This is a genomic window from Pseudomonas sp. SDO524_S393, from assembly GCF_054071875.1.
The window spans coordinates 1-12,198 of the sequence record NZ_JBSVVZ010000001.1 but is presented as its reverse complement, the minus strand read 5'-3'; the positions used below and the strand labels follow the sequence as shown (position 1 = coordinate 12,198).

The following is a 12,198-nucleotide window of genomic DNA, read 5'->3' as shown; positions in this document are numbered from 1 at the left end:
ATATTAAGATGGAGGAACACAGTGTCAATTAAAAATATGCAAAAAGCACATATGAGCGCGCAACTGCGCGATCTGCATAGCTCACTCGTTGAGATTGTCGGGGTGATGAACCGCCCCCAGCGTGACGAGGCGATGGTGCGCGAAGCCGGAATTACCCTCGACCGGGCCTTGTTCCCGCTGTTGGTGCTGGTGGAGCGGCTGGGGCCGATTGGCGTGGTCGAACTGGCCGATCGCGTGGGACGTGACTACACCACCGTGAGCCGGCAAGTCACCAAACTGGAAAGCCAGGGCCTGATCGAGCGCCAGGCAAGTTCGCTGGACCGGCGAGTGCGGGAGTCGGTGATCACCGAAAAAGGCAAGGCCATGACCGACCGCGTAGACGACGCCCGCGAACGCATGGGTGTTTCGATCTTTTCCACCTGGGACGAAGGCGATTTCGACAACCTGGTGCGGCTGATGCGCAAGTTTGCCGAAGAACTGAAAAACGATTCGATCCGGGCCACCCGGGACCTGACCTGAAGGAGGCCCCGGGCGGGTCGCGAGTCAGTCCACCCCCAGTTCCACCGCATCCCCGTTCAAGCGCACCGGCCAGACCCGCAGGCGTTGTTGCGGCGCCTCCAGGCATTGGCCGTCCTCCAGGCGGTAATGCTGTTTGTAAATCGGCGCGGCCACCACCAGGTCGCCCTTGATATTGCCGATCAAGCCACGCCCGATCACATTGGCCCCGGATTCCGGGTCGTGGTTGTCGATGGCATACAGCGCTTGCGCCTGGGGCAGGTAGAACAGCGCCACTTGCGCGCCGTCGAACCACACCACCACCCCGGAATTGCTCACCAGGTCCTGTGCACTGCACACGGTTTTCCAGGTAGCCAGGTGTCGCTGAACATTGGACGAGTGCATCAGGCAATCTCCTCGATGACGGGAATCAAGTTGAGTTCGGCGGCCATGATCGGCCGGCGCTGGCCGCGCTCCTGGACGAAGTGGATGTCCGGGTCCGGGCGTTTGTCGTTGACGAAGGTACGGAAGCGCTTGAGTTTTTCCGGGTCCTTGAGAGCATTGGCCCACTCGCACTCGTAGCGGTCGACCACCAGTTGCATCTGCCCTTCCAGCTCGGCGCCCAGGCCCAGGCTGTCGTCGATAATCACGTCCTTGAGGAAGTCCAGGCCGCCTTCCAGGCTCTCGCGCCATACCGAAGTGCGCTGCAAGCGGTCGGCGGTGCGGATATAGAACATCAGGAAGCGATCGATGTAGCGGATCAGCGTGGCGTCATCCAGGTCAGTGGCGAACAGTTCGGCATGGCGCGGGCGCATGCCGCCGTTACCGGCGATGTAGAGGTTCCAGCCGTTCTCGGTGGCGATCACGCCCACGTCCTTGCTCTGCGCCTCGGCGCACTCGCGGGTACAGCCGGACACCGCGAACTTGAGCTTGTGCGGCGAGCGCAGGCCCTTGTAGCGGTCTTCGATGAGCAGCGCCATTTTCACGCTGTCCTGCACGCCGTAGCGGCACCAGGTGCTGCCCACGCAGGACTTCACCGTGCGTGTGGACTTGCCATAGGCATGCCCGGTCTCGAACCCGGCGGCGATCAGTTCGCCCCAGATGTCCGGCAGCTCGTGCAGTTGCGCGCCGAACAAATCGATGCGCTGGCCGCCGGTGATCTTGGTGTAGAGGTCGTATTTCTTCGCCACTTCGCCGATCACGATGAGTTTGTCTGCGGTGATCTCGCCACCCGGGATGCGGGGCACCACCGAATAGGTGCCGTTTTTCTGCATGTTGGCCATGAACGTGTCGTTGGTGTCCTGCAACGGCACCAGCGATGCGTCCATGATCGGCTGGTTCCAGCACGATGCGAGGATCGAGCCCACCGCCGGCTTGCACACATCGCACCCGGTATGGCCCCGGCCATGTTTGGCCAACAGTGCTTCGAAGGTGGTGATGCCTTCCACGCGCACCATCGCGTACAGCTCTTGGCGGGTGAAGGCGAAGTGTTCGCACAGGCTCTTGTCGACACTGACGCCACGGGCGATCAGTTCATGCTCGAACACTTGCTTGAGCAAACCGGCGCAACCGCCGCAACCGGTACAGGCCTTGGTCTGCGACTTGAGCAGGCCGAGGTCGGTGCAGCCGCCATCGATGGCCGAGCAGATCGCGCCCTTGGTCACGTTGTGGCACGAGCATACCGTTGCCGACTCGGGCAAGGCGCCCGGGCCCAGGGTCGGGGCGCCGCCGGTGGAGGGCAGGATCAGGCTAGCCGGCTCGGTGGGCAACGCGATGGCGTTCTGCATGTATTGCAGCAGGGTGTCGTAGTAGCTGTTGTCACCCACCAGCACCGCGCCGATCACGTGCTTGCCGCTGGCGTCCACCACCAGGCGACGGTAGCTGGCGCTGGCCTCGTCGATGAATTGATAGCTGCGTGCGCCCGGGGTGTGGGCGTGGGCATCGCCGATGGACCCGACGTCCACCCCCAGCAGCTTGAGCTTGGTGGACATGTCGGCGCCCACAAACGGTTCGGCGGTCTGCCCGCACAACAGTGCGGCAACGCCCCGGGCCATCTGATAACCCGGTGCGACCAGGCCGAACAGGCTGCCGTTCCACGAGGCGCATTCGCCGATGGCGTAGATGTTCGGGTCGCAGCTCAAGCACTCGTCATTGATCACCACGCCACCGCGCGGACCGATCTCCAGCCCGGCCTGGCGCGCCAGCGCATCCTGGGCACGAATGCCGGCGGAGAACACGATCAGGTCGGTTTCCAGGAACTCGTCATTGGCAAAGTTCATGCGGTAGCGGTAATGCTCGCCGGCGCTGATCGACTGGGTGGCTCGGGACAAGTGCACGCCGACGCCCAGGCGTTCGATCTGGGCCTTGAGGGCCAGCCCGCCGAAGTCATCCAGTTGCACCGGCATCAGGCGCGGCGCGAACTCCACCACATGCGCCTCCAGGCCCAGGCTCTTGAGTGCGTTGGCCGCTTCCAGGCCCAGCAGGCCGCCACCGACCACCACGCCACGGCGTGCACTGCGGGCGGCGGTGCGAATGGCGTCGAGGTCTTGCAGGGTGCGGTAGACCAACCGCGAATCGCCTTCGGCGCCTTCGATGGGCGGCACGAACGGATAGGACCCGGTAGCCAGCACCAGCTTGTCGTACGGCACGCATCCGTCGGCGGTGATCACTTCGCGGCGGGCCCGATCGATTTCCAGCACCGGCACGCCCAGGTGCAGGGTAACCCCCGGCGTCTGGTACAGCGACGCCTCGGACAAGGCCAACGACTCGGCATCGCGACCCGTGAAATATTCCGACAGGTGCACGCGGTCATAGGCGCGCATCGGCTCCTCGCTGAACACGTGCAGGCGGTAATGCGCCAGCGCGCCACGTTCGATCAATTGCGCCACGCAGTGGTGGCCGACCATGCCATTGCCGACGACGACCAGGGTTTTCAGACTGTTCATATAAGGCACCCGACAACGCTCATCACGGTTTTAAAAAGCAAAAAAAAACGCCTGAAACCTTACGGTTCCAGGCGTCTTTGCCTGTTCTTATGCGGGTTCGGATCGGGCGACTGCGCCGGACCTTCCGCTATTACCCCTGTTGTCGATCGTCGTTGACCGAGGTGGGTTGAGGGTGGACTTGCAGGCTCTGTGCCAATTGGCTGCGACGCCCGCAGGACTGGCTTGCGCGGCGAGTGACCCTGCGCCAGACCGTGTTCCACGCCTCCAACTGGTGCGCATCGCTTCAAAAATGTGCACATTCAGGTGCGCTGGGTATTTGTTGTGCTGGACAGGATGCTTTTCTGTAGTGAGCGGGCTTGTCCCGCGCTGGAGTGCGCAGCGCTCCCGTTTTTGGGGCTGCTACGCAGCCCGGCGCGGGCGGTGCGACGATTCGACAAGCCCGCTCACTACAGGGCATCAGTAGCTTCACCCTGGGGAGACATTTCCCCACACGACATCCGATAAAAAGCTGGCGCGTGACTTGCTAGCAACACCTCAATCAGGCAGTCAACGCAGACTGACCACTCACGACAAAGGCGCCGTGTGGCCCCCGTTTTTCAACGGAGGGCCGCATGGCGCTTTTTTTGTTTATGAAGGTGATCGATGGCAAATCAGAGCGTCCGCAGCGTGTGCCCCTATTGTGGCGTGGGCTGCGGCATCGTCATGCAGGTGGAACACAACAAAGTGGTCAAGGTGATCGGCGACAAGGCCCACCCCACCAACTTCGGCCGCCTGTGCACCAAGGGCACCACCTGCGGTCAGGCCATCGCCGACTCCGGGCGCATGGAGAACGCCTACCTGCGCCAGGCCCGCGATCACGATCCGGTGCGCCTGCCCATGGACAAGGCGATCCGTGAAACCGCTGGCCGCCTGCGCCGTATCCTCGACACTCACGGACCGGATGCACTGTCGTTCTATGTGTCGGGCCAGATGTCGCTGGAAGCCCAGTACCTGATCAATAAGTTGGCCAAGGGTTTTGTACGCACCGCCAACCTGGAGTCCAATTCGCGGCTGTGCATGGCCAGCGCCGGCAGCGGCTACAAGCTGTCACTGGGCTCCGACGGCCCGCCGGGTTCGTATGACGACTTCGACCGTTCCAACCTGTTTTTCGTGATCGGCGCCAACATGGCCGACTGTCACCCGATCCTGTTCCTGCGCATGATGGACCGGGTCAAGGCCGGCGCGAAGCTGATCGTGGTCGACCCCCGACGCAGCGCCACGGCGGACAAGGCCGACCTGTTTCTGCCCATCAAGCCGGGCACCGACCTGGCCCTGCTCAACGGCCTGCTGCACCTGCTGGTCAAGAACGGCCACACCGACCCTGCCTTTATCGCCGCCTTCACCGAAGGCTGGGAGGCGATGCCGGGGTTTCTCGACGACTACCCGCCCCCTGTCGTGGCCGAACTGACCGGCTTGGCCGAAGCGGATATCCGCCAGGCCGCCACCTGGATCGGCGAGGCCGCCGAGTGGATGAGTTGCTGGACCATGGGTCTCAACCAGAGTACCCACGGCACCTGGAATACCAATGCCCTGTGCAACCTGCACTTGGCCACCGGCGCCATCTGCCGTCCGGGCAGCGGGCCGTTTTCCCTCACCGGGCAACCCAATGCCATGGGCGGTCGCGAAATGGGTTACATGGGCCCGGGCCTGCCGGGCCAGCGCTCGCTATTGGTCGAAGCCGACCGCGCCTTTGTCGAAGACCTGTGGCAGTTGCCCGCCGACAGCCTGTCGCGCTCCGCCGGCAGCGGCACCGTCGCGATGTTCGAGCAGATGGCCGCCGGACAGATCAAGGCTTGCTGGATCATCTGCACCAACCCGGTCGCCAGCGCGCCCAATCGCCGCAAAGTGATCGAGGGCTTGCAGGCCGCCGAGTTGGTCATCACCCAGGATGCCTTTCTCGACACCGAAACCAACCGTTACGCCGACATCCTGCTGCCCGGCGCCCTGTGGGCCGAGGCCGAAGGGGTGATGATCAACTCCGAGCGCAACCTGACGCTGATGCAAAAGGCCGTGGACGCCCCCGGCGACACCCTGCCGGACTGGCAGATCATCGCCCGGGTCGCCTGCGAGATGGGCTTTGCCGAGGCGTTTACCTACGCCAGCGCCGCCGAAGTGTTCGAGGAGATCAAGCGCGCCTGGAATCCCGCGACCGGCTACGACATTCGCGGCACCAGCCATGCACGCCTGCGCGAACGCCCCGTGCAATGGCCCTGCGCATCCAGTGATGCCGGCGACCGCAACCCGATCCGCTACAGGAACGGCAGCACGCTGCGCTTCGCCACTCCAGACGGCAAGGCGCACTTCCTGCCCCGCCCTCACCTGCCGCCGGCGGAAATGCCCGATGAGGGCTTTCCCTTCGTACTCAACACTGGCCGCGTGCAGCACCAGTGGCACACCCTGACCAAGACCGGCAAGGTCGCAACCCTGAACAAACTCAACCCCGGCCCCTTCGTCGAACTGCACCCCGAAGACGCCGCCAGCCTGGGCATCAAGGACAAAGACGCAGTGGAAGTGCGCTCCCGACGTGGCCGTGCGGTGTTGCCGGCGCGAGTCACCGACCGTGTGCGGCCCGGCAACTGTTTTGCGCCCTTCCACTGGAACGATGTGTTCGGCGAACACCTGGCGATCAACGCCGTCACCCACGATGCCGTCGACCCGATTTCGTTGCAGCCTGAATTCAAATTCTGCGCGGTGGCGCTGGCCCGGGTCGAGCTGATCGACCATCGGTTCCTCGACGGCCCGGCCGCCACCGATTCATCCCCTTCAGTAGAGGACCTCAGCATGTCGCGCCTCGACGCCTTCGCCGAAATCGCCGGCATCCGTAACGTCTCGCCGCCGCCACTCGGCGACCGCGAGCGCACCTACCTCGCCGGTTTCCTCAGCGGTTTGCAGTCGGGCGCCGGGGGCCAGGTCGCCGGTGTACCGACGCTGCCCTCCAGCGCGCCGCTGGCCGCAGACACCCGCCTGTGGCTGGACGGTGTACTCGCCGGGCTGTTCAGCCGTGCCGACAACACCGCCGTTGCGCTGCCCGCGCTGGAGTCGCCCGCCGTGACCTTGCTCTGGGCCTCGCAAACCGGCAATGCCGAAGCCCTGGCCGAGCGATTCGCCCTGCGTTTGCGTGACAGCGGCATCAACGTGCAACTGAGTGCCATGGCCGACTTTCCCGCCAGCAAACTGGCCAGCACCCACACCCTGGCGCTGATCAGCAGCACCTTTGGCGACGGCGATCCGCCGGACAATGGCCAGGCGTTCTGGCACAGCCTGAACAACGCCGAGACGCGTCTGGAATCGCTGCGCTTCGCAGTGCTGGCCCTGGGCGATCCGAATTACGATCAGTTCTGCCAGCACGGCAAACAACTTGACCAGCGCCTGCTGGAACTGGGTGCCACGCGCCTGCTGGAACGCGTCGACTGCGACACCGAATTCGAAGAGCACGCCGAGGCCTGGTTGCAGCGTTTGCAACACAGCCTCAACCCGGCCAAGGCCGCCGCGCCCGCCACCCACGCCGGCAAAACCAAGTTGCACGGCGCGCGGTTGTTGCTCAATCGGCACTTGAATCCACAGAGCCAACACAAGGAGACGCGCCAGTTCGCTCTTGACCTGGCCGGCTCCGGGTTGAGCTATGAAGCCGGTGATGCCCTGGGCGTGAAGCCGCGCAACTGTCCGGAGCTGGTTGACGAGCTGCTGGGCCTGACCCGTCTGGCTGCCACGACGCCAGTGAACATCGATACCTTTGGTGATCTGCCGCTGCAACAGGCACTCATCCAGCATTTCGAAATCGCCCGGCCCAGCAGCGACACCCTGGCGTTTATCGCTGAACGCAGCGCGAACTCGGGCCTCAAGCAGTTGCTCGAACCCGAACGCAAGGCTGCCCTCAAGGATTGGCTGTGGGGCCGGCAACTGGCGGATGTGCTGCATGAATACCCCATCGACTGCACGGCGGACGAACTGCTCGGCACCCTCAAGCGCCTGCAACCGCGCCTGTATTCCATCGCCTCCAGTGCCAAGGCCCACCCGCAGGAAGTGCACCTTACCGTGGCCGCCGTGCGCTATGGCAAACGCAAGGGGGTGTCGTCGACCTTCCTCGCCGACCGTGCCGGCGACGGCGACGTGCCGGTGTTCGTGCAACCGTCCAAACATTTCCGTACGCCCAGCGACGGCGACGTGCCGATGATCATGATCGGCCCGGGCACCGGCATCGCGCCGTTCCGCGGTTTTTTGCAGGAGCGCCGCGCCCAGGGCCACTCGGGACGCAACTGGCTGTTCTTTGGCGAACAGCATGCCGCGACGGACTTCTACTACCGCGAAGAGTTGCAGGGCATGCAGCACGACGGCCTGCTCACCCATCTGAGCCTGGCGTTTTCCCGCGACCAGCCGCAGAAGATCTACGTGCAAGACCGCATTCGCGAAAACGGCGCCGAACTGTGGCGCTGGTTGCAGGACGGCGCCCGGCTGTATATCTGCGGCGACGCCAGCCGCATGGCCAAGGACGTCGACCAGGCGCTGCGTGACATCGCGCAAACCCACGGCGGACTGGGCCTCGAGGGCGCCGGCGAGTACTGGCGCCAGTTGAGCGAACAGAAGCGTTACCTGCGTGATGTGTATTGATTGGATACAGAACAATCGCCTTTTGTATTGTGTACAAAAAACCCTAAAGCTTTATCCAAACAGCGCCGAAACATCAGTCATAGCAAATTGCCGCGTGCTTTTTGACACGCGGCGGTTTGGCCGCCCTCCCTGCTGATGGTCGTCTCGATGAAAATAAAAAATAAACTGGTACTGGCTTTTGTTTCTGTCGCATTTATCCCGGTCAGCCTGGTCGCCGTGATCTCGGTCATGAATACGCGGACCCAGGCGGTGGATCAGTTTATCGATGGCAGCACCCGGGAAATTCGCCAGATCGATGGCAATATCCGCCAGTTCTTCGATGGCACGCTGCAAAACGTCGATCAGCTGGCGACCGATTCTGTATACACGTCCGTCGACAGCCTCAAAGATTACCGCCCCGCCGATGCGGCCAACCAACCGATGCCGGCGGCGGCGCAGCAGGTGATCGACCGTTTTGCCCGCTATGGCGCCACACACCCAGCGGCGGCGATTCTGTCCATCGGCCTGGAAGACGGCACCTACGCCAAATGGCCCGACGACCCGAAACTGGCCCAGTACGATCCCCGCGCCCGCCCGTGGTACAAGGCCGCCATGGCCAGCCCCGGCAAAACCGTGCGAACCCCGGCTTACTACTACGACAAGGATGACGTGGCCCTGGTGGGCACCGCCCGCGCACTGCTGGACAACACCGGCAAGCCCAAGGGCGTGTTCGTGGTCAGCGTGTCACTCAAGAACCTCACCGAGCTGCTCAAGAGCATCAGGCTGGGAGAAAGCGGCTATGTGATGCTGATCGAAGACGGCGTGGTGCTGGTGGACCCGCGTGACGCCGCCCACAACTTCAAACCGCTCAAGGACCTTGGCGCGCCCTACGCGCACCTGGCCGAGACGCCCCAGGGCTCCACCGAAGTGGTCATCGATGGCGTGCGCTACATGGCCAACGTGTGGACTTCCCCGGGTCTGGGATGGCGGTATGTGGGGCTGATCGAACAGCGCGAAGTCATGGCCGAAGCCACCCGCATGACGTACCTCACGGCGGTCATCGTCGGCGTGCTGGTGCTGATTTTCGGGTTGATCGCAGCGGCGTTTTCCAAGGTTATCGTCAAGCCCATCGGCCAGGTCAGCACCGGCTTGCAGTCGATCGCCCAGGGCGAAGGCGACTTGCGCCATGAACTGCATGTGACGGGTAAAGACGAAACTGCCGAGCTGGCCGGCTGGTTCAACAAGTTTCTCGCGGCGATCCGCCAACTGATCCAGCACATTGGTGCGGCGTCGAGCAATTTGCACAACGCCTCGAAGGTCAACAGCGAGGTGGCGCACAACATGAACGAGGCCGCCGGCAGACAGCGCGAAGCAGTGGAACTGGTGTCGACGGCCTTCAATGAAATGGTGGCCACCGCCAACGAAGTGGCGCGCTCGTGCAGCGGCGCCGCCGAGTCCGCCGAAAACGGCCATCGCCGCGTGGCCGAAGGCAAGCAACAGATCGAATTGACCACCGACAATGTCAACCGCCTGGGGCAGCGCCTGACCGAGTCGTCCCAGGCCATGGTCGAGCTGGAGGCCGGCAGCCGCAGCATCAACCAGATTCTCGGCACCATCCGCGCGATTGCCGAACAGACCAACCTGCTGGCCCTCAACGCCGCCATCGAAGCCGCCCGTGCCGGCGACCAGGGCCGCGGGTTCGCCGTGGTCGCGGACGAGGTGCGCGCCCTGGCCAAGCGCACGTCCGACTCCACCGGGGAGATCGAACAACTGCTCGGCACCCTGGGCAGCAAGACCCAGGAAGTCACGCAGAAAATGGGCAGTTGCCTGGACCTGTCCCGCGCCAGTGTGGCGTCCATCGAAAATGCGCGGGACAGCTTTGAAGGCATCCAGTTGTCGGTCAACGAGATCCGCGACCAGAACCTGCAAATCTCCGCCGCCGCCGAGGAACAGCACAGCGTGGCCGAAGAGATTAACCGGCACATCCAGCAGATCTATGACGAGGCGCGGTTGGTGGAACGCCTGGCCAACTCGGCGCAGGACGATTCGGGCCGGCTGTCGAACCTGTCGGATGAGTTGAATGGCCTGGTGGGACGGTTCAAGTCTTGATGAAGTCGCCGATCTGGCGCCACATCGCCACCGGGTTGGAATACATCGGGAAGTGCCCGCAGTCGGCAATCGGCGCCAGGCGCACGCCCCGGGCCTGAATGTGCGGCAGGTAGGACAGCGTGGCGTTCTGCTCGCCGTACATGAACAGGCGCGGGCACGGCAGGCCGAGGAACTTGCCCATCAGGTCGGCGTGGTCCGACAGGTGCACCATCGACTGGAAAATCCCGCGCACCGCGCCGGCCCTGACTTTGTGGCGCAGGCTTGCCGAGTACAACGCACTGGCGTACGCCGGGGCCTGGCGGGTGCGCTCGATAAAGGCGCTGAAAAACGCTTCGGGATCCTGCGCCGGGTAATCGACGATCTGGCGGCTGAGAAAGCAGTCTTCGGGGGCGATATTGCCTTCGATATCGACAAAGCTGAGCACGCGCCCAGGGAACCGGTCGGCGAGCATCAGTGCGGTCAAGCCGCCCATGGAGTGGCCCACCAGGTGGAAGCGCTCGATCTCGAAATGCGCCAGCACCTGCAACGCGGTGTCCAACAGGAAGGCAATGTTGATCTTCGACAGGTCGGCGCACTGGCTTTCGCCGCAACCCGGAGCGTCGTAGGCCACAAAGGGGTGCCCGTCGAAAGCCCGGTGCAGGACGATGTCGGCATAGTCTTCCTTGGTCGAGCCAAAGCCATGCAAAAACACGATGGGGGCACGCTCGCCGGGACGATGCAGGGCAGCGATGTTCAATGACACGCCGTCGACCGTCAGCGGCACAAGGGTATGGGCGAACGACATGGTGGAGGCTCCTTGATCAGACAGCCGTCAAATCTCGAGGGTTTTCAACCCTGTGTAAATGACGAATGACGGAACGCTTTCATACGCCAATCGTATGAGCCTGATACTGCGCGACCAGCTCCGTGACCAACGGGTTTGGGCGTTCGCTGTTCCAGGCCACGGCGGTGGTGACCACATGCAGCTTTTGGCTGAGCGCGCGCAGCACTACGTTGTCCGGCGCGAGTTTTTTCAGTGAAGCCGGCACCAGCGCGATGCCTTGGCCGCAGCTGACAAACGCGATCTGCGAGGCCACCGAACGCACTTCGTGCAGCACCCGTGGCGAGAAACCGCTGGCGCGGCAGGTGGCAATCAGGTTGTCGAAATACACCGGGCTGACCTTGCGCGAAAACATCACCAGCGGCTCGCTGGCCAAGCTCGACAGGCTGATGCGCGAGCGCGCGGCCAGCGGGTGATCGCTGGGCAGCGCCACCATCAGGCGGTCTTCGCGCAGTGGCAGCGAGTGGATGGCCGGGCCCAGGTCACCGTCCAGCCGGGCGAAGGCCAGGTCGATGTCTCCGGCCTCCAGCGCCGGTACCGCCTCCACGCTATCGATCTCGCGCACCGATACGGTGAGATGGGGGTATTGCTGCTTGAGCCGGTCGATCAGGCCGGGCAGCACATCGAACATCGCCGTGGAAATCGCCCCGATGGTGAGCATGCCCGACTGCCCCGCCACCGCCTCTTCCACCGCCAGCTCCAGGCGCTCCAGTTGCTCGGCGAACTTGCGCACCGCCGGCAAGATCGCCGCCCCCACGGGCGTCAACCGAGCCCCACGCCGCGAACGCTCGAACAATGTGACTTTGAGCGCCTGCTCCAACACCTGAATCTGCTCGCTCAGCGGCGGTTGCGACATACCTAGGCGCTTGGCGGCACGGCCGAAGTTCTGTTCTTCGGCGACGGCGAGAAACAGCCAGAGATGGCGGATGAGGCGAAAGTTGATCATGGGGCAATCCATAGGTTAGGCGTATGAATAGGTGAGTTTATTGCCAATAATCCTATAGCTTAACCTGATGTGTGGAGGGTGGTATCTGTATTAGCAGTGCCGACGCTTTCGCAGCGGTGCGGCGATCCGACAAGCCAGCTCCCACAGGGGATCTCTGTTGCTGGTAAAAAAGTGTTCGGCGCGATGGCCCTGCTGGCGGGTTTTTTTCAGCCACTGCAAGACCCCTGTGGGAGCTGTCGAGCCCCGGCGAGGCTGCG

Annotated in this window: 7 protein-coding genes and 1 pseudogene; 4 read left to right on the top strand and 4 right to left on the bottom strand. The window is 63.5% G+C overall.

What is annotated here, in order from left to right; translation table 11 throughout:
* The first annotated feature begins 51 nt into the window (after nucleotides 1-51).
* Nucleotides 52-519 carry a MarR family winged helix-turn-helix transcriptional regulator gene (locus ACW9IB_RS00040; RefSeq protein ID WP_457364272.1) on the top strand — a complete coding sequence of 156 codons (468 nt, stop codon included), beginning with the start codon at nucleotides 52-54 and terminating at the stop codon, nucleotides 517-519.
* Between the two features lie 24 nt (nucleotides 520-543).
* Here ACW9IB_RS00040 and nirD read toward each other — a convergent pair whose 3' ends face one another.
* Together nirD and nirB are read right to left on the bottom strand one after the other, a co-directional pair.
* The gene (gene nirD / locus ACW9IB_RS00035) at nucleotides 544-900 is read right to left on the bottom strand and encodes a nitrite reductase small subunit NirD (protein WP_457411661.1); all 357 of its coding nucleotides are present in this window, start codon (nucleotides 898-900) and stop codon (nucleotides 544-546) included.
* Nucleotides 900-3,440 carry a nitrite reductase large subunit NirB gene (nirB, locus tag ACW9IB_RS00030; RefSeq protein WP_457411659.1) on the bottom strand — a complete coding sequence of 847 codons (2,541 nt, stop codon included), beginning with the start codon at nucleotides 3,438-3,440 and terminating at the stop codon, nucleotides 900-902. The genes nirD and nirB overlap by 1 nt, the downstream gene beginning before the upstream one ends.
* A gap of 642 nt (nucleotides 3,441-4,082) precedes the next feature.
* Here nirB and ACW9IB_RS00025 point away from each other — a divergent pair.
* The 3 genes and pseudogenes from ACW9IB_RS00025 (at nucleotide 4,083) to ACW9IB_RS00015 (ending at nucleotide 10,175) form a co-directional block, all read left to right on the top strand.
* Entirely contained in the window at nucleotides 4,083-8,087 is a 4,005-nt protein-coding gene (locus tag ACW9IB_RS00025; protein ID WP_457411656.1) for a molybdopterin-dependent oxidoreductase, read from the top strand.
* A gap of 135 nt (nucleotides 8,088-8,222) precedes the next feature.
* A pseudogene (locus tag ACW9IB_RS00020) lies at nucleotides 8,223-9,272 on the top strand (cache domain-containing protein); the annotation flags it as partial.
* A 135-nt stretch (nucleotides 9,273-9,407) separates the two neighbouring features.
* Nucleotides 9,408-10,175, top strand: a complete 768-nt coding sequence (locus ACW9IB_RS00015) for a methyl-accepting chemotaxis protein (protein WP_457411952.1) — start codon at nucleotides 9,408-9,410, stop codon at nucleotides 10,173-10,175.
* Here the strand turns inward: ACW9IB_RS00015 and ACW9IB_RS00010 are convergent.
* Nucleotides 10,165-10,959, bottom strand: a complete 795-nt coding sequence (locus tag ACW9IB_RS00010) for an alpha/beta fold hydrolase (RefSeq protein WP_457364268.1) — start codon at nucleotides 10,957-10,959, stop codon at nucleotides 10,165-10,167. The genes ACW9IB_RS00015 and ACW9IB_RS00010 overlap by 11 nt on opposite strands.
* 79 nt (nucleotides 10,960-11,038) lie before the next feature.
* Nucleotides 11,039-11,941, bottom strand: coding sequence for a LysR family transcriptional regulator (locus tag ACW9IB_RS00005; RefSeq protein ID WP_457411653.1), 903 nt, complete (start codon nucleotides 11,939-11,941; stop codon nucleotides 11,039-11,041).
* Nucleotides 11,942-12,198: the final 257 nt, after the last annotated feature.